We start from the raw sequence: 17,551 nt of genomic DNA on the forward strand, positions 1-17,551 counted from the left end.
TGGGCTTATTGTTTTAATTCGGGAAAAGCAGTGATTCGCAGTCGCGCCGCACCCATCGGAATCAGCGTCACTTCCTCCACGGGTTCTGCGGAAGTTTTGGGCAGGTCTTTTAGCTCTCCGACGAGGCCGGTTTCATCCAGTTGCCATTCCGGGATTCGTTTTGCCTTCACCAGGATCTTGATCGGCACTTCTTCTAGGGTAAAGGGAAAATTGGAAGCCGGCCATTTGCCTTTCATCACCTCAAAAGAAGAAGCCAGATCGTCCTCATCGACGACCAGCGAGTAGTTCCAGTCAGTCACCGGCCTCACTTCCCAAGAAGGCCACTGCTGGGTGTCGGCGCCTTGTTGCCATTTGGAGTCCCAAATGGCGGTTTTGTCGCTTTCTTCTTTGATGTACTTCTCGCGGATCTTGAGGGAGTAGGTCAGCGGTCCACGAGAGATGCTGAGGCTGTTGCTGTTTTTCTCCCAGCGTTTGGAGGCGATCTCCATCGGGAGAGAAAGTGTGACGCGGTCACCGTCTTTCCATTCCCGCTGGATCTTTGCGAAGCCGATGCCGGAAATTCCATCCTTCACTTCCTCTCCATTGATGGTAATCTTAGCGGCTTTTGCCCAAGCGGGAATTCTTAGATAGAGTGGAAAAGCAACCCACTTCGGCGTATTTACCGTGAATCGGATCTCCTCTTCAAAAGGATAATTCGTCTCCTCGGCGATGCTCACTTCGGTTCCGTCGCCTACTTTCACGGTGACTTTGTTGGCTCCGTAGAGGGATGCCGCCACACCATTGTCAGGGGTAGCCATCCAGAGATTTTCGATGAAATACGGCCAACCCTGTGCATGGTTGTGCTGGCAGCAGCGGGAGCTAAACGGATTCATCAGCAGAAAAGGCCCACTGTTGGCAATGCCAGGATGGTGGTTTTTGGAGTCCAGCAGCACCATGTTGGGCGAGGTGATGTAGTGCAGCGCCTTGAAATCTGGCATGACCGCCGCCGGGTAGGTATTGTAAGCAACTTCCTCCGCGTGATCTCCCCAGAAGGGATCCCCGGTGATCCGAAATAGGTGCTCGTCTGAATTCATTTGCTCCACCATGCCGCAGGTTTCGACCCCTTGACGCGGGTCTGCGTAGCCGGGACGGGCATTTTCGTCTGAGCCAAACATGCCTCCTGGCACCTGTCCAAAATGTTCCCGAATGATCTGGAAGTTCTCATAGGTAGCCTTCAGATCCGCCTCGTTCTTGGAAAGTTGGTAGTACTGAGCCGGTTCGCGGAAGGCCTGGGCATGGTTGACATTGTGCCAATCTACCTGATCGCGGTACCAATCCGGCACCTCTCCGCCGTCTCTGACTTCTCGGTGATTCCGCACCTGCTCCAGAGGCAGATCACGACCGGTCCAGTTGGAGGTATTTTGGTGGATCTTCTCGGCCAAGTCCAGCAGAAACTCATCTCCGGTGCGATTGTATAACCACAATACACTGTGCAGGTTGTCCCCTCCACGGAGTCGCTGCCAATAGCCTTCCAAAAACTCTCCATCCGGCACTGTCAACTCGTAGCGAAAATACTTCGTCATCAGCTCGATGACGCGCTGATCCTGGGAATACTCGTAATAGGACTGGAGACAATACAGCATGATCATCTTCGCCCAGAAATCAGGATGGTCGCCGTCCATCAGTACTGGGCCGAAGTCGCCGTTGTCGCGCTGACTGTTCAGCACACTTTCGATCCAAACCATGGCTTCATCGATCATCGCCTGATCCTTGGTGATATAGCCGATGTTGGCGTAGCCCTTGAGCCAATAGGGCACTTCTTCCCAGCCCCATTCGCCGGTGCCGTCCGGAGAGAGCCAGGCATTGTTGGTCTTTTGCAGCCAGGCGGAGATCTCACCCAAGTTGCCGGTCAGACCATTCTTTTGACGGACCAAGTATTCTTTTAGAAATCCTTCCGGCTGCACCGCTCCCACCGGCAATTTGATCAAGGCGCTGGGGAGGAGCGGAGCCCGGTTGCCGATGTAATGGGCGTTGGTACCGGAAGCTTCGATTTTTGGCACAACGGTCACTTCGGTCTCGGGGCTCTTTTCGCTGGAGCAGGCGATCATCGCCAAAGAAAGCCCTGACAAAGCAAGTTTTTTAAGTATTCCTCGGGCTGAAAAAACTGGGGAGCCAGTGATGAAACGCGTCATGATTTTGAAATAGGTTAAGGCTGAAAGATCGGCATTGCCTGTGGACCAAGTCCCGGCTGCATATTTTCAATGACTGGCCATCCGTCAATCCACAAAAGAGGATCAAGATACAACGCTCGTCTGTTGGTGCCGTTTTTTAGTTTGGGTTTTTGCAAGTCCATGCCATGGTAAAGAAACCAGTCTTTGCCTTGGTCGTCAGTTATGATTTCCGCATTGTGACCAGGCCCGGCAACCCCCTTGCTACCCGGATTTCTAGCCAGAACCAGCTCTCCCGATTTACCATCCGTCAGCTCATTTCCTCTGCTGTCCACATAGGGTCCGGCGAGTTTTTTTGACCTTCCGACCAAAACACGATAGGTGGAGTTTGCCCCTTCGCAACAGGTGCCTGCGGAGCCGAAAAGGTAATAGTAGCCGTCTTTTTGATGAATGTAAGCCGCTTCAAGGTGATTGCCTGCGAGTTGGATTTTTTCGCCGACAGCCTTTTTTCCATCGAGAGAAAGCTCGGTGAGGAATAGCCCGTGAAAGCTTCCCCAGATCAGGTAGTTTTTTCCCTGCTCCTGAATGAAAAAAGGGTCGATGGAGTTTCTCACACCGATCTCTTCAGAAAAGAAGACCGGCCCCTGATCCAAAAAAGGGCCTTCTGGCGCATCGGAAATCGCCAAGCCAATTCCAGGATTGGGATCGCCCCAAGTGGAAAAGGAATAATACATCCAAAATTCATCACCAACCTGAGTCACGTCAGGGGCCCAAATGCCACCTTTTGGCTTCCAATCAGGCTTTTTGTCAAATGCATCCCGCTGATACTCCCAATGCACCAAGTCACTAGATTTCAGCACCGAAATCAAGTGGTAGCCGCCCTCCTCGCCCCAGTTATCCTCCGTGCCATAGGCGTAGAAATCGTCACCGACTCGGATCAGCGTCGGATCTGCAAGGACTGGCTCGAATACGGGATTTTGATAGGTGAGGGTATCGGAGGTATCGATCAGAACTTGAGCCAGGTCGCTCGAAGCTGCGTTGAAATAAAATCCGAAAATCCAGGGAAACACCAAAAAAAAGTAATGCATCAGGTCTCGTTTGGGTTATTGTTGAGCAGGATATTTTCAATCAATATCGGGCTGGAAGTCGGATTTTGTATAAAGTAACCTCGGAATTTGTATGAAATATGTAAAATTCAGAGTGCCTGTCGACCGAATACCAAGACAACATTGGTATATTTTAAATTCAAACCTTCGCCGCCAACCATGAAATTCCATCGGCCCATAATCCTGTTTCTTTCGTCGTTGCTGATGATTGCTCCTACTTTTTCCCAGCAAAAAATCCTCGAGTCAGCGCTCCTCCAAGCTGAGACAAATGGTTTCTCCGGAGTTATCCTGGCCGCAAAAGACGGGAAAATCCTAATGGAAAAAGCAATCGGCAAACGGTCTTTCGAGGAAAACGTCTCGCTGACGACCGGGGATATCTTTGAGTTAGCTTCGCTTTCCAAAGAGTTTACCGCGATGGTGATCATGATTTGTAAAGAAAAAAAGCTGCTGGACATAGATGATCCGGTGGAAAAGTACCTCGACGTTCCCTACAAAGGGATCACCATTCGCCACCTGCTGACACACACGAGCGGCTTGCCGGACTACCAGGCGGTCATGGATGTGCATTGGGACAAAAGTAAAGTTGCCGGAAATCCGGAGATCTTGGAATATCTCCGAAAATACGCGACACCAAAACTTTTCGAGCCAGGTGAAGAATACCGATACAGCAATACCGGCTATGTTTTGCTGGGAAGTATTGCTGAAAAAGCAACGGGAAAGGACTTTGTTGTCCTTTCACGGGAGTGGATTTTCAAGCCCTTGAAAATGACCTCCACCGACATCCGAAGTCTGGAAGAAAAAGCCGTCGTCAACAACTTTGCCGTAGGCCATCTCAAAGACAGCCTCGGGAATTATGTGAATGCAAACAAATTTCACGAGTCGGACTATACCGTATGGCTTGGCAACCGCAAAGGCCCGGGAAGAGTGAGTAGCAATGTAGGCGACTTGCTGAAATGGGATCAGGCCTTGTATTCTGAAAAATTGGTCAGCAAAGAAACGCTGGAGGAGGCTTTTTCTCCCTATCGATTAAACGACGGCACGAGGAGCTACTATGGCTTCGGCTGGGAAGTGGATCCCAAAAGCCCCTTTGGGAAGATGGTCATGCACACCGGCGACAACCCGGGCTATAAGACGATCATCGTCCGCTTCATCGAAGAAAACAAAACTATCATCGTACTTAACAACAATTATCATCCAGACCAGATTAAGCTGGTGGAGGCGGCGACACTTTCGCTCAGGAAATGGTGAGAGAAAGTATCGAGTATCAAGAATAAATAATAGCAAAGTTTCCTTTGATACCGAAAATAGCCGTACCTATAACGACTCCACCAGGGAAACGGCCTTTTCCCTACGCGATGGGCGGTCTCCCGAGATAATCGTATAAGGAAAACCGCTTACCTGAGCCAAGTAGAGATATTTCTCCAAAAAATACTGCCTCATCTCCAGCTCGGGATACTCGCGTAAGGGATCGGGAGTCCAAGGCAAATCCGTGTCGGTCAGCAAAACCAAATCGTATTTTCTCTCTTTAATCTGCTCCAAAACCCAAGGATCAGTTTTCCCAAATCGATGCTCCGACCAGATGTGGATCACTTTCAGATCGGTATCGACAAACAGAAATTTTTCCGCCTTTTTGGCGAGTTGATCTTCGGTTTTTACCTGACCTTTTCCGATTTGCAAAAGGTCTTCGTATTGATACGTGCGGTCGATTTTCTCCAAATATTCCCGTGCAAACTCAGGCACCCAAGGCTCGCCAAAATGATCGGCCAAGTCCTCAGCCAAGGTACTTTTGCCAGTCGACTCCGGCCCTAGGATCAGGATGCGTTTAGGATTGGACATAGCTTTTAGAAGATTTGATCCAGGCGAAAAGACCCACTGTGGCCAAGATGGTGAACACCAAGTATTGGAAAGAAGTCAGCACAAGGCCTTTGTAAAAATAAAGCGGAATGGAGACCAAGTCCGTCAGCAGCCAAAAGAACCAGTTTTCCACCTTCTTTTTGGCCATCAGCCACATGCCTACGAAGGCCGAAGCGGTCGTGAAGGAATCCCAATAGGGTACATCGCTGTCAGTGAAGGCTTTTAGCACGTTTGACAAAACCAGATAGGAGACCCCAAAAATAACGATCGAAGCCAACCAGCCATTAGCATCAAGCCATGTGACTGGGAGCACGGTTTGATTTTCCTTGGGATGCGTCCAGACGTACCAGCCATAGATCGACATGCCGAAGTAGTAGGCATTGATGCCCATGTCCGCATAGAGCTTGTACTCAAAGCAGATCCACACGTAAATCAAGGTGGAGATAATCCCCGTCGGGTACACCCAGATATGCTCCCGCATGGAATAAAAAACCGAGGCAATACCGAAAAATACTGCAGTCGCCTCCGGCCAGCTCATGTTGCGAAGGCCTTCGGCCAATCCATCCAGAAGAAATTGGAAATCCATGCTGCGAAGAAAGGGATAAAAAGAAGATTGGAACATTGCAAGATTGAAAATTGCTTTCGGAGCCAGACATACTAATTAGAATACCAGCTTTCATATCTCGGCTCTAGTTTCCTGGCTCTGGGCTCTCGCGTCTTGATACTTGATACCTACGTCTTGATTCTGCCCAGCTTTGCTTTCGGACAATTCCTGACTAGATTCCAACTTTTCTCCCGAAAAAGGAGTTTGATTCTTAACTTTGCCAACTATGACTTTGAGCACTTTACCAGCTACCATCGACATCGATTCCCTCGATCCCAGAGAATACATAATCATTAAAAACGCCCGAGTCAACAATCTAAAAAGCCTCAGCGTTGCCCTTCCCCGCAATAAATTCATCGTGGTCACCGGTCTTTCGGGTTCGGGAAAATCCTCTTTGGCCTTCGATACACTTTTTGCCGAAGGCCAAAGAATGTATGTCGAAAGCTTGAGCTCCTACGCACGCCAGTTTCTTGGAAGGATGGAAAAGCCCGACGTGGAGTACATCAAGGGCGTGGCCCCCGCCATCGCCATCCAACAAAAGGTCAGCAACAAAAACCCGCGCTCTACGGTCGGTACCACCACGGAGATTTACGACTATTTGAAGTTGCTTTTCTCCCGTGTCGGAAAGACCTTTTCTCCGATCTCGGGCAAAGAAGTGAAGCATCACACGGTCTCCGATATCGTGGACTATGTGCAGTCTTTTGAAGAAGGTGCCAAAGTCATGATCTCCTGTCCGCTACAGGTCGAGCGTGGCCGCAAGATCGAGCAAGAGCTCGAGCTTTTGCTGCAGAAAGGCTACACCCGGATCCTGATCGATGGGGAAGTATTTTTCGTCGAGGATTTGTTGGGAGAAAAGAAGGTCAAAAAGGGCAAATATGAAATCCTGATCGACCGGGTATCGGTGCACAAAGAAGACGAAGACAATCAATTTCGAATTGCCGACTCTGTCCAAACTGCCCTTTTCGAAGGTCACGGCGACTGCAAAATCACCGTGCCGGAGGTAGAGACTAAGTCCTTTTCTGACCGATTCGAACTCGATGGCATGAGCTTCGAACTTCCATCCGTCAACTTTTTCTCCTTCAACAATCCGTATGGAGCCTGCAAGCGCTGCGAGGGATTTGGGAATGTTTTGGGCATCGACCGCGATTTAGTGATTCCGGATAAGGATCTCTCGGTCTACGAAGGAGCCATCGCTCCCTGGAGAGGCGAATCCAGCCGTCAATGGTTGGAACCTCTGCTCAAAAAAGGAATCGAATTCGACTTTCCGATCCACCGATCTTACAACGAACTCACCGAAAAAGAACAAGAAGTCATTTGGACTGGGAATAAATATTTCCAGGGCTTGAATGCTTTTTTCGAAGATCTGGAAACCAAAACCTACAAGATCCAATACCGCGTGATGCTGTCCCGATTTCGTGGGCGGACTACCTGTCCCGACTGCCGGGGCACAAGATTGCGCAAAGACGCTTCCTACGTGAAGTTGCAGGATAAATCGATCACAGATATCGTCCTGATGCCGATTGAGGATGCCTTGGCTTTTTTCCAAAAGATCGAGCTTGCTCCCCACGAAGCAAAGGTCGCCAATCGACTTTTGAAGGAAATCACTAGCCGATTGGAGTTTATGGATCAGGTCGGCCTAGGTTATCTTACTCTAAACAGGCTCACCTCCACACTTTCCGGAGGAGAATATCAGCGGATCAAACTGGCGACCTCACTCGGTTCCGCGCTGGTCGGCTCGATGTACATCCTCGACGAACCGAGCATCGGGCTTCACCCTCGCGACACGGATCGCTTGATCGAGGTACTTCATGAGTTGAAAAATCTCGGCAATACGGTCATCGTGGTGGAGCATGAGGAAAAAGTGATGAAAGCCGCCGACCAAATCATCGACATCGGCCCAGATGCCGGTGTGCATGGCGGGGAGTTGCTTTTTCAGGGAAAAATCGAAGATCTGATTGCCTCTGGCCAAACCTACACGGCCAAGTATCTGCGGGGCGAGGAGAAAATTTTTGAAAAATCCGGCAACCGAAAATGGAAGGATTCTATTACCATAAAGGGTGCCCGGGAAAACAACCTGAAAAACCTAACCGTCCAATTTCCGCTGAACACGCTCAACTGCGTCACGGGAGTATCCGGTTCCGGAAAATCAACCTTGATCAAAAAGGTCTTGTATCCGGCCTTGGGCAAGATGCTGGGAACGGTGATCGACGAGGGCGGAAAATACGAGCGGCTCGAAGGGGACTACAAGCGCATCACCCAAGTGGAGTTTGTCGATCAAGACCCAATCGGTAAGTCTTCGCGCTCCAATCCAGTGACCTATGTGAAGGCCTATGACGCTATCCGTAACCTGTTTTCCGAGCAGCCTCTTAGCAAGCAGCGTGGCTATAAGCCGGCCTTTTTCTCGTTCAATGTGGACGGCGGCCGCTGTGAAGGCTGTCAGGGTGAGGGTATCACGACGGTGGAGATGCAGTTTATGGCTGACATCCACCTGACCTGTGAATCCTGCAAGGGCAAGCGCTTCAAGAATGAAATCTTGGAAGTCAAATACAAGGATAAGGACATCTCCGAAGTCCTGGATATGACGATCGACGAGGCTTTGGAATTCTTCAAGGGAAAAACCCAGATCATTAACCGTCTCCAGCCGCTTCAGGAAGTGGGTCTCGGCTACATCGGCATGGGCCAAAGCTCGAATACACTATCCGGCGGCGAGGCACAGCGGGTGAAATTGGCTTCTTTCTTGGGAAAAGGTGGCACCAAACACGGAGATCATATCCTCTTTATCTTCGACGAACCGACCACCGGCTTGCACTTCCATGACATCAGCAAGCTCCTCCACAGCATCAATGCCCTGATCGACCAAGGTCACTCCGTCATCATCATCGAGCACAACACCGAGGTGATCAAGTCTGCGGACTGGGTAATCGACCTGGGACCTGAGGGGGGAAATAAAGGGGGATATCTGACTTTTGCCGGCACACCCGAGGACATGGCCAAAGAAGAGGAAAACTACACGGCGAAGTACCTTCGGGAAAGTTTTGTTTAATTAAAACCTTCCAGGTTTTTGAAACCTGGAGGGTTTGCATATATATTCGCTCCCACAAACCGGGATCTTAGCTCATCCGCGATAGCTATCGGGAGGTTTAGAGCGAATTCATATTGGGATCTTAGCTCAGTTGGTTTAGAGCGCTGCTTTGACAGAGCAGAGGTCATGGGTTCGAATCCCTTAGATCCCACAACTTTAAAACCTAACTATCTGAAATATTGATCGTTAGGTTTTTTGTTTTTGGTAGGGGTGCAATTTGGGGTGTTGATTTCATAGAGATGCATCAAGGAATTTCAATAATGACAACTCAATACCTGGCCAGCACCGGAGCGGTCTGATCCTGGATGAATTTTTGAACACTAACATTCGCTAACAACCGAGCACCTCGTTGATTGGCACTTTTAAATCTCAGGTTTTCTCAAGCTCCCATTGGCCAAGGAAACGGATCTATTTTCGCAGCGCCCACGCTGTTTGGTTCAAAGCTTTATTTCATCTCGAATCTCTCGGTCAGCAATATCGTCTGCAACGTCCTTTGTTCCTTCTCGTCCAAGTTCTCTTGGAGTGTCAGTTTTTGTAGGATCTGGGTTTTGTCGTTCCCGGCCAGAAGTAGTTCCAGTGCCATTTGCTCTAGGTTCTTCTTTTCGGGCGTTCTGCTATTTAATTTCTCCAGAATAAGTTTGATTTTCGCCATCTTCTGGGCTTTCTGCATATTGTCCATTGATTTTTCTGGTTAAGACCCTGTGAATCTGTTTGCTAATATCAAATAAAAGTCATGCAGGTCGATTGGATTGAATCGCTCTAGTCAGCCCGGCAACTGAAGATGCCAACTACTTCCCAAACATTCCAATCGGAATAGCAATAATTAAGTGCGTTATGGCGGTATAGGTGTAAAGATTGTTTTCACCAAACATCTTGAAAATCCAATAGATTTCAGACAAAAAGGGCAGCAGTAGGGATAGTAAGCCAGCAAATATCCCCCCTTCAGAAAAGGCGATAATCACTGTCCAAATATGGGTGATTGTAGCAGTGATTATGAATATCATCCCGATAATTCCAGCGATTCCTTTCATTGGTAGACTTTAATTTGAATTACGATGTTCAACAATATTAAAATGACAAAGCCAGTAACAGCTATCCATTGTACATGCTCTCTTAAAAGCTTTATCAACGCAAACCCCAAAAAGAACGAGACTAAAGGGATAACAAGTCCATAATACCAGCCAAAATCAATCGCTCCCGCAATAATGAAGTAGATACCGACTAAGAGAGAAAAAGTTTTAAAATTCCCGCCTATCTTGGATGTGAACCATCCTCCAATTGAAAGCCCGGTTTTTACCGCAAAATCATAGTAGCTAATAATAACCCAAGCGAAAGAGACTATTCCGATCAATAAAAAAATTCTTGGCTCCATAATTTTGAAGTAAGTCAAGCTTTAAATTTACGCCTCCGCTTGAATGAAAAAATACCCAGTACTGGGTATTTTTTGTCAAGAACCGCACATAATATCGTCATCAAAAAAATCTGTCAGAATAGTCGGTGGCTCAAAAACCATCGACTCTTGTTCCTTCGTTAGCCTTTCCAATATGTCAAACATGGATTCTTCTTCTGGTTCTTCCGGTGTAGTGGGTTGCTGAACCATTTTGATTATTGTTTTAGTTCTCGGGCTTTTTCCCTATTTCTGTCTTATCTATCAAGATAGCGAAATTTCGCTTTAAGATCCGACCTTTAAGGTTCGACAATTTCAGAAGCTCTTTCCATTTAGAAGTTAGATCTTCGACACCAAATTTATCCTCGATTAAAGATTATCGCCATATAACAAACTATTTCAGAGTTTTTTGCAATAAATTACTTGCCTAAAAACTCCTTCAATCCCACCGCCTTCACTTTCTCCGACAGGGGATATCCATCTTCGATCCTACAGATCACAAAACCTTCCTCTGCCCCCGTATCTTCCATGGAGATCTGAAGGCCTTTGGTGAGTTTCGGTGAAAGCGTGTTTTTGATTTCGATGGCCGTCTTGACCACACCGTTTTTCACCAAAAGCAGGTCACATTCCGCGCCTTGGTGCGTTCGGTAGAAATAGTATTCGTATTCATCCCCAAAAGTCGCTGCAATTTGCTCGATCACAAAGCCTTCCCAAGAAGCTCCGATCTGTACTAAATTTCGCAAAGCCTCCATCGTATCCACCCCGGTGAGAGAATGCAGCAATCCTGTGTCCCGAATAAAGACCTTGGGAGACTTCACCAAGCGCTTCTTGATGTTGTGGTGAAAAGGCTGCAAGACCCTCACCATGAAAGAACCTTCGAGAAATTCCAAGTAGCGATTCACGGTCGGACGGGTGATTCCCAGCGCTCGCGCAAAACTTTCTGCATTCCAGATTCCTCCTTGCGCATTGGCCAGCATGATCCAAAACCGCTCCACCAGCCTCGGATCTGTACTCAAACCAATCTGCGCCAAGTCTCTTTCAAGATAGGTCTTGATGAAGTTTTGCCTCCAAATCTGACTTTCCCGATCTGTCTTCGCCAAAAAAGACAGAGGAAAACCTCCGCGGATCCAGAGTTTCTCCAATTCCGAGTCCTCTATTTCTCCCAAGAAAAAAGGAGTCAGCTCCAGATAGCCAATACGGCCAGCCAAGGAGTCCGCAGAACTTCGGATCAAATCCGGCGAAGCCGAACCCAATACAATAAACCGTCCCGGCTCACGCTGCTCATCAATCAAGCTTCGCAGTTCGGCAAACAATTCCGGCATGAGTTGGATCTCATCGAGAATCACCGTCTTGTCGGTATGTGCTTTCAGAAAAAGCTCCGCATCCACCAATTTGGCGCGGTCAGAGGCTTTCTCCAGATCGAGGTAAATGCTGTCTTTATCCAGTTTCAGGTTTTTGACAAGCGTAGTCTTCCCTACCTGCCTTGGCCCCAGGAGGCCAACAGCGGGGAAAATCGAGAGATATTCCTGAAGCAGCGGGAAAATTTGTCTTTCTTTTACCATGAAAATCGAAAGTTTCATTTACGTATTTCATGGTAAATGTACGTCAATTCGATCAGCAAAAAACATCTTTACCATGAAAATCGAAAGTTTGATTTACGATTTTCATGCTTAATTCAAATAAGGACAACGCCTTTGCCGAGCATTTTCCTATCCAAGATAGCCTGTAGGGCCTTAGGAGCTTCTTCCAAAGAATAGGTCTTGCCGATGTGTTGCCTGATCTTTCCCTCCTGAATCCAAGCAATCAGTTGGCGGGTATTTTCGAAACTTGCCTTGGCTTCTAGCTTGGAAAACTGTCCCCAAAAAACACCTACAATCGAGCAGCCTTTGAGTAAGGGCAGGTTCATAGGGATCTGTGGAATATCCCCATTAGCAAAGCCTACGATCAGATAGCGCCCTTTCCAGGCAATACCCCTCAAGGCCGACTCGGTAAATTTTCCTCCTACCGGATCATAGATCACATCAGCGCCTTTGCCACCGGTAAGTTCTTTGATGCGGACTTTAAGCTCTTCAGTCTCATAGTTGATGAGATAATCCGCGCCTTTTTCTCGGCACAAATCCAGCTTTTCTTGTGAAGAGGCTGCCGCAATCACCGTCGCCCCCATCAACTTTCCAAGTTCCACCGCTGCCAGTCCGACGCCTCCAGCCGCTCCTAGTACCAGCAAAGTTTCCTCGGCTTGGAGACTTGCTCTATCCTTGAGCGCATGGTAGGAGGTCCCATAGGTGTACAGGGTCGTGGCTGCCACTTCCGCGGGTAAACCTGGGGGCAGTGAAAAGACCCGATCTGCGTCGACGACGACCTTTTCCGCAAAACCACCCCAGCCGCAAAGTGCCAACACGGATTGCCCGATTTGGAAATTTGCCACTTCCGCGCCGAGAGCAAGAATCTTTCCCGCGACTTCTCCTCCCGGTGAAAAAGGCAGTTCCGGCTTAAATTGATACTTATTCTGGATGATCAGCACATCCGGGAAGTTGACTCCACAAGCCTCCACAGCAATCAAAATCTGCTTTGGGCTGGGAACGGGATCAGAAATCTCTGCAATTTTTAGCGTGTCGGGAAGCCCAAACTCGTCACAAATAACCGCCTTCATCGTTTAGCGTAGTCTATCTGGAATAAAAGAAAGCTCAAACTAGGCAAATCCTTATGAAAGGGATAATTTTGAGGCCTTTAGAATCACAAAAACACCCCAAATATGTCTGCAGCTGCATTTATTGAAAAAAACAAAGACCGCTTTCTCAACGAACTCCTCGACTTGCTCCGGATTCCTTCCGTGAGTGCCGATCCCAAGTTCAAAAACGATGTCTTTGCGGCAGCAGATTTTGTCAAAGAATCCCTGGAAAAAGCCGGAGCAGACCTAGTCGAAGTCTGCGAGACCGCAGGCTATCCGATCGTGTACGGGGAAAAAATCATCGATCCCAGCTTGCCAACTGTCTTGGTCTATGGACACTACGACGTGCAGCCAGCGGATCCCTATGAACTTTGGGATTCTCCTCCCTTCGAGCCAGTGATCAAAAAGACCACCATCCACCCAGAGGGAGCCATCTTTGCCCGTGGATCAGCGGACGACAAGGGCCAGTTTTACATGCATGTCAAAGCTTTCGAAGCCATGATGGCCACCGGCGAGCTAAGCTGCAACGTCAAATTCATGATCGAAGGCGAAGAAGAAGTCGGTTCGGACAATCTAGATGCTTTTGTGATTGCCAACAAAGAGCGCCTGAAAGCAGACGTGATCCTCATCTCCGACACGCACATGATCAGCATGAAGGATCCGTCCATCACCGTTGGATTGAGAGGCATGGCCTACATGGAAGTGGAAGTGACCGGTGCCAACCGTGACCTCCACTCCGGTACCTATGGCGGTGCGGTTGCCAACCCGATCAACGTGCTTTGCAAGATGATTGCTTCCCTCAAGGATGAAAATGAGCATATCACCATTCCCGGCTTTTATGAAAAAGTCCAGGAACTCGCCGATGAGCAAAGAAAACGTCTGAATGAGGCACCTTTTGAGCTCAAGGAATACCAGGACAAACTCGACATCGAATCTGTCCACGGAGAAAACGGCTTCACCACCATCGAGCGCGTAGGCATCCGACCTACCCTTGATGTCAATGGCATCTGGGGCGGCTACACCGGCGAAGGAGCCAAGACGGTTTTGCCTTCCAAAGCTTTCGCAAAAATATCCATGCGCCTGGTGCCCAATCAGGACTGGCATGAGATCGCCAAACTGTTCGAAGATCACTTCAAGTCCATCGCTCCGAAATCCGTGAAAGTGAAGATCAAAAAACACCACGGTGGTGCGCCTGCCGTCGTTTCGGATAGCTCGGTAGGTTACCAAGCGGCCGAGGCGGCAATGGAGGAGACCTTTGGCAAAAGACCTATCCCAACCCGAGAAGGCGGATCTATTCCGATCGTTGCCTTGTTCCAAAAGGAACTCGGTTCCGACCCAATCTTGTTTGGTTTTGGTCTGGACACCGATGCTCTGCATTCTCCAAACGAGCACTATGGCGTGAAAAACTACTTCATCGGCATCGAAACCATCGCAGCGTTTTTCAGACACTTCCGTAATCTCAACCAAAAGTAAGCGGCCACTTTTTCGGCTAGGTCCGAAAAAATGCCACTTGCACATTGACCAAAACAGCTTTGATCCGAATTTCCCAATCTTCTTTCCGAAGTATCAAAACCGGCGGCCTTTGGCTTCTGGTTTTTCTGTTGAATACACTCGTTGCCCAAGCTCAGCTTGTCAAGCCGCCAAAATGGACTTTTTCCCTGGAGCCCAAAACGCTCAAAGTAGGGGAGCCAGCAACTTTGGTGTTGGAAGCTGAAATTCCCATGGGCTGGTACGTCTATTCCAACGATTTTGACAAGAATCTGGGGCCACTTTTGACCGAGTTTAAGTCAGAGACTTCCGCGGATTTTGCTGAGGGAGGAAAACTCAAGGCAATCGATCCCAAAAAGAAGTTTGACGATGTATGGGAAGGGGATGTGACCTATTTTATTGGAAAAGGGCGTTTTGAGCAGCCAGTGATCCTGAAAAAACCTTCGGGTAAGATCATTGCCACGCTAGAGTATCAGATGTGCTCCGACCTTACCGGCCAGTGCATTAACTACGAAGAGGACATCGAATTGCCTTTCACTGCCAGCCCAGCCCAGACCAATTCTCCTCAATCTGAGATTACAACTTCCGGTTCTGCTGCTTCTCCAGAAGCAGAAGCCACAGCTATTTCTACAGCCAAGGGAGATGAAGAAGAACAACAACTCCCTGATTCAGCCTCAGAAGAATCTCCTTTTGTAACCTCTGAAAATCCTGCTTCTGGAGAAGCAGGAAAACAACAAGTTGGAGCAGAACAACCAAATGGAAACTCTCAAGACTTCAGTGCAGACGGCGAAACTGAGTCCCTCTGGGGATTTATGGTCTTGGCCTTCTTGGCTGGATTGGCGGCATTGCTGACGCCCTGTGTGTTCCCCATGATCCCGATGACGGTCAGCTTCTTCACCGGCCGATCCAAATCCAAGGCACAGGGAATCAGCCAAGCTTTCATCTACGGAATTTCCATCATAGCGATATACACGGTCGCCGGTACGGCCGTCGCGGCCATCCAAGGGCCCGAGTTCGCCAACTGGCTGGCTACCCACTGGCTTCCAAACCTCTTTTTCTTCGGCATCTTCATCTTCTTTGCCCTGGCCTTCTTGGGGATGTTTGAGCTGAATCTACCCTCCAGCTTTGTAAACAAGATCGACGAGAAAGCAGAAAAGGGCGGTATGGCCGGTATCTTCTTCATGGCCTTCACGCTCGTGCTGGTTTCCTTTTCCTGTACCGGACCCATCGTCGGTTCGATCCTGATTTCCTCCGCAGGAGGAGAATTGGTAAAGCCGGTCTTGGGGATGTTTGCCTTCGGCTTGGCCTTTGCGATTCCATTTACGATCTTTGCGATTTTCCCCGAGTGGCTGAATCGACTACCGAAATCTGGCGGCTGGCTCAATTCCGTCAAGGTCGTTCTGGGCTTCCTGGAGCTTGCATTGGCGTTCAAATTTCTCTCCATCGCCGACCTAGTGTACCATTGGGGTATCCTAGATCGAGACATCTTCCTGGTGATTTGGATTGTGATCTTTGGAGCCTTGGGACTTTATCTTCTGGGAAAAATCCGACTTCCGCACGACAGTCCCATGGACAGTATCGGTGTGCCAAGACTGCTACTAGCCCTGCTCACCTTCATGTTTGTGGTGTATATGATCCCGGGACTTTTTGGCGCTCCGCTCAAATATCTCAGCGGTTACTTACCGCCGCTGACTACCCAGCAGTTCAAGATCGGGGAAAACAGCGTCGGCACCTCGACGGTCACGAAGTCGGTGAAATACGGAGACTTGCTTCATATCCCCTTTGGCATCGAAGGATACTTTGACTATGAGGAAGCTTTGGCTGCCGCCAAAAAGGAAGGCAAACCACTCCTGATCGACTTCACCGGACACGGTTGCGTCAACTGTCGCAAGATGGAGGAAAATGTCTGGTCTGATCCGCAGGTGTTGGCTAGGTTGAAAAATGATTTCGTCATGGTCGCCCTGTATATCGACGAGCGTCTGGAGCTACCCGAAGGCGAGTGGTACACCTCCAGCTACGACGGCAAGGTAAAAAAGACCCTCGGCAAGCAAAATGCAGATTTCCAGATCACCCGCTTCAACAACAACGCACAGCCCTACTATGTGATCCTGGATCACGAGGAAAAACTCCTCGCCAAACCGAGAGGTTATAGCACAGACATCCCAGAGTTCATCGAGTATCTGGACAGTGCTTCCGCGCAATTCAAGTCAAAGTAAGCTCGATCACCTCATTTGAAAATTCGGGAGTCGAAGGGAAAATCCACCTGAGCCGCAATCTGGATCTTTGAAAAGTCCGGATGTTGGGGATTGATCAGATAGTTGAAATCACCCGGCACCACGGCAGAAGGGACTTTCAGCACAGCAAATTTCCTTTCCAACACAAAGTCATCTCCAATTTTTTGAGTGCCTAACAAATGTGGAAAACTGTTCCACGCCTTGGGCAGTTCATCCTTTCCAAATTCGGAAACCGAAACAGCATCAGGAATATCGATTTCGAGCATTAGGAAGTCATTGGGCAAGCTGGCAAGCGACAAGTGAACAACTACCTCTGCCATCGCCAAAGCCCTACTTTCCGCGCAATAGACGATTTCGGTGCCCTTGGAGTTCCAGCGGTTGCCGGACATCGCTGCGCCTTTCCCATTGAGCTCGATGGGATATTTCTTCCTAGAAAGCCGAAATACTCGCATCAGACAAAAATACCCTGATCGATCCTGTTTAGTTCATTCAGAACTATCTCCTTGCCATAGGAATCCCGCAGCAACTCCAGCGGCCTCATATTGCCAAGAGCAAGGCTCGGAGCAGCCAGCCATGCGGCAAAGTCGTCCCTGGTATCAAAGACCTCCATCCCTACCGACGTCACCTCTGCTAGCTCAATGATCTTTTCTGAATGAATCGCCTTGAAGACATGCTCAGTATCCGCCTTGTAGCGCTGCAGGGACTTGAGGGAAATATCCAGAAAATCTGACCAATCCTGATCGGAAAAAGGCGTGATCTCTTTCAGAGACATAAAAAGTGCCTGTGGAATTCCCTTTCGGATGATATTGACAAGGAGCATCTTGTCGGAAAAGATATCTCTTGACGACAGCTCCCTAGGCATCCTGTCTTTCAGGGAGTACTTGGGAAGGCCGACTAGATAGGCAGCGATTGCCTCTTCCACTATCATGATCTTGTCGTCACCTGTATGCATACTCTAGAATTTTGTCCTTTAAAATACGA

General features: G+C 48.8%; 15 protein-coding genes and 1 tRNA gene. 5 read left to right on the plus strand and 11 right to left on the minus strand.

The genetic code is table 11. The features are described from left to right. Nucleotides 1-5 precede the first annotated feature (5 nt). Both ABD031_RS01800 and ABD031_RS01805 read right to left on the minus strand, forming a co-directional pair. Nucleotides 6-2,171: a beta-L-arabinofuranosidase domain-containing protein gene (locus ABD031_RS01800; RefSeq protein WP_343848082.1), complete on the minus strand. Its 2,166-nt coding sequence runs from the start codon at nucleotides 2,169-2,171 to the stop codon at nucleotides 6-8. Between the two features lie 14 nt (nucleotides 2,172-2,185). Next, nucleotides 2,186-3,235 carry a family 43 glycosylhydrolase gene (locus ABD031_RS01805; RefSeq protein WP_343848083.1) on the minus strand — a complete coding sequence of 350 codons (1,050 nt, stop codon included), beginning with the start codon at nucleotides 3,233-3,235 and terminating at the stop codon, nucleotides 2,186-2,188. 177 nt (nucleotides 3,236-3,412) lie between these two features. On the opposite strand from ABD031_RS01805, the gene ABD031_RS01810 reads away from it, so the two are divergent. Further along, nucleotides 3,413-4,501, plus strand: coding sequence for a serine hydrolase domain-containing protein (locus ABD031_RS01810; RefSeq protein WP_343848084.1), 1,089 nt, complete (start codon nucleotides 3,413-3,415; stop codon nucleotides 4,499-4,501). 66 nt (nucleotides 4,502-4,567) lie between these two features. On the opposite strand, the gene ABD031_RS01815 is transcribed toward ABD031_RS01810, so the two are convergent. Then, nucleotides 4,568-5,089: an AAA family ATPase gene (locus tag ABD031_RS01815; RefSeq protein ID WP_343848085.1), complete on the minus strand. Its 522-nt coding sequence runs from the start codon at nucleotides 5,087-5,089 to the stop codon at nucleotides 4,568-4,570. Beyond that, a complete protein-coding gene (gene pnuC / locus ABD031_RS01820) occupies nucleotides 5,076-5,693 on the minus strand; it encodes a nicotinamide riboside transporter PnuC (RefSeq protein WP_343848086.1) in 618 nt (205 codons plus the stop codon). Before pnuC ends, ABD031_RS01815 begins: the two co-directional genes overlap by 14 nt. 244 nt (nucleotides 5,694-5,937) lie before the next feature. Between pnuC and uvrA the strand changes: the two genes are divergently transcribed. Both uvrA and ABD031_RS01830 read left to right on the plus strand, forming a co-directional pair. After that, nucleotides 5,938-8,754, plus strand: coding sequence for an excinuclease ABC subunit UvrA (gene uvrA, locus ABD031_RS01825; RefSeq protein WP_343848087.1), 2,817 nt, complete (start codon nucleotides 5,938-5,940; stop codon nucleotides 8,752-8,754). A 115-nt stretch (nucleotides 8,755-8,869) separates the two neighbouring features. Further along, nucleotides 8,870-8,944, plus strand: a tRNA-Val gene (locus ABD031_RS01830). A 294-nt stretch (nucleotides 8,945-9,238) separates the two neighbouring features. On the opposite strand, the gene ABD031_RS01835 is transcribed toward ABD031_RS01830, so the two are convergent. The 5 genes from ABD031_RS01835 to ABD031_RS01855 all read right to left on the minus strand — a co-directional run bounded on the left by ABD031_RS01835 (nucleotide 9,239) and on the right by ABD031_RS01855 (nucleotide 12,830). Further along, the gene (locus ABD031_RS01835; RefSeq protein ID WP_343848088.1) at nucleotides 9,239-9,463 is read right to left on the minus strand and encodes a hypothetical protein; all 225 of its coding nucleotides are present in this window, start codon (nucleotides 9,461-9,463) and stop codon (nucleotides 9,239-9,241) included. A 118-nt stretch (nucleotides 9,464-9,581) separates the two neighbouring features. Then, complete coding sequence (locus tag ABD031_RS01840; RefSeq protein ID WP_343848089.1) at nucleotides 9,582-9,824, minus strand: hypothetical protein; 243 nt, start codon at nucleotides 9,822-9,824, stop codon at nucleotides 9,582-9,584. Next, on the minus strand, nucleotides 9,821-10,165 hold the full coding sequence (locus tag ABD031_RS01845; protein ID WP_343848090.1) for a hypothetical protein: 345 nt from the start codon (nucleotides 10,163-10,165) through the stop codon (nucleotides 9,821-9,823). Before ABD031_RS01845 ends, ABD031_RS01840 begins: the two co-directional genes overlap by 4 nt. Before the next feature lie 434 nt (nucleotides 10,166-10,599). Beyond that, nucleotides 10,600-11,742, minus strand: a complete 1,143-nt coding sequence (locus ABD031_RS01850; RefSeq protein ID WP_343848091.1) for an ATP-binding protein — start codon at nucleotides 11,740-11,742, stop codon at nucleotides 10,600-10,602. A gap of 113 nt (nucleotides 11,743-11,855) precedes the next feature. Further along, nucleotides 11,856-12,830: an NADPH:quinone oxidoreductase family protein gene (locus ABD031_RS01855; protein ID WP_343848092.1), complete on the minus strand. Its 975-nt coding sequence runs from the start codon at nucleotides 12,828-12,830 to the stop codon at nucleotides 11,856-11,858. Between the two features lie 102 nt (nucleotides 12,831-12,932). Between ABD031_RS01855 and ABD031_RS01860 the strand changes: the two genes are divergently transcribed. Then, nucleotides 12,933-14,321: a dipeptidase gene (locus tag ABD031_RS01860; protein WP_343848093.1), complete on the plus strand. Its 1,389-nt coding sequence runs from the start codon at nucleotides 12,933-12,935 to the stop codon at nucleotides 14,319-14,321. A gap of 59 nt (nucleotides 14,322-14,380) precedes the next feature. Further along, a complete protein-coding gene (locus tag ABD031_RS01865) occupies nucleotides 14,381-16,552 on the plus strand; it encodes a protein-disulfide reductase DsbD family protein (RefSeq protein ID WP_343848094.1) in 2,172 nt (723 codons plus the stop codon). A gap of 11 nt (nucleotides 16,553-16,563) precedes the next feature. Here the strand turns inward: ABD031_RS01865 and ABD031_RS01870 are convergent, their stop codons facing one another. Further along, the gene (locus tag ABD031_RS01870; RefSeq protein ID WP_343848095.1) at nucleotides 16,564-17,022 is read right to left on the minus strand and encodes an RES family NAD+ phosphorylase; all 459 of its coding nucleotides are present in this window, start codon (nucleotides 17,020-17,022) and stop codon (nucleotides 16,564-16,566) included. Continuing rightward, nucleotides 17,022-17,522 (minus strand): type II RES/Xre toxin-antitoxin system antitoxin, encoded by a 501-nt coding sequence (gene parS, locus ABD031_RS01875; RefSeq protein WP_343848096.1) that lies wholly within the window; start codon nucleotides 17,520-17,522, stop codon nucleotides 17,022-17,024. The genes ABD031_RS01870 and parS overlap by 1 nt, the downstream gene beginning before the upstream one ends. Nucleotides 17,523-17,551 lie beyond the last annotated feature (29 nt).

This window comes from Algoriphagus jejuensis (assembly GCF_039523455.1).
GTDB classification, from domain to species: domain Bacteria; phylum Bacteroidota; class Bacteroidia; order Cytophagales; family Cyclobacteriaceae; genus Algoriphagus; species Algoriphagus jejuensis.

Coding starts and splice junctions, on each gene's coding strand:
- ABD031_RS01800 (WP_343848082.1), bottom strand. CDS start 2,171: ATGACGCGTTTCATCACTGGCTCCCCAGTTTTTTCAGCCCGAGGAATA.
- ABD031_RS01815 (WP_343848085.1), bottom strand. CDS start 5,089: ATGTCCAATCCTAAACGCATCCTGATCCTAGGGCCGGAGTCGACTGGC.
- ABD031_RS01840 (WP_343848089.1), bottom strand. CDS start 9,824: ATGAAAGGAATCGCTGGAATTATCGGGATGATATTCATAATCACTGCT.
- parS (WP_343848096.1), bottom strand. CDS start 17,522: ATGCATACAGGTGACGACAAGATCATGATAGTGGAAGAGGCAATCGCT.
- ABD031_RS01805 (WP_343848083.1), bottom strand. CDS start 3,235: ATGCATTACTTTTTTTTGGTGTTTCCCTGGATTTTCGGATTTTATTTC.
- uvrA (WP_343848087.1), top strand. CDS start 5,938: ATGACTTTGAGCACTTTACCAGCTACCATCGACATCGATTCCCTCGAT.
- ABD031_RS01810 (WP_343848084.1), top strand. CDS start 3,413: ATGAAATTCCATCGGCCCATAATCCTGTTTCTTTCGTCGTTGCTGATG.
- ABD031_RS01870 (WP_343848095.1), bottom strand. CDS start 17,022: ATGCGAGTATTTCGGCTTTCTAGGAAGAAATATCCCATCGAGCTCAAT.
- ABD031_RS01850 (WP_343848091.1), bottom strand. CDS start 11,742: ATGGTAAAAGAAAGACAAATTTTCCCGCTGCTTCAGGAATATCTCTCG.
- ABD031_RS01835 (WP_343848088.1), bottom strand. CDS start 9,463: ATGCAGAAAGCCCAGAAGATGGCGAAAATCAAACTTATTCTGGAGAAA.
- ABD031_RS01845 (WP_343848090.1), bottom strand. CDS start 10,165: ATGGAGCCAAGAATTTTTTTATTGATCGGAATAGTCTCTTTCGCTTGG.
- ABD031_RS01860 (WP_343848093.1), top strand. CDS start 12,933: ATGTCTGCAGCTGCATTTATTGAAAAAAACAAAGACCGCTTTCTCAAC.
- pnuC (WP_343848086.1), bottom strand. CDS start 5,693: ATGGATTTCCAATTTCTTCTGGATGGATTGGCCGAAGGCCTTCGCAAC.
- ABD031_RS01855 (WP_343848092.1), bottom strand. CDS start 12,830: ATGAAGGCGGTTATTTGTGACGAGTTTGGGCTTCCCGACACGCTAAAA.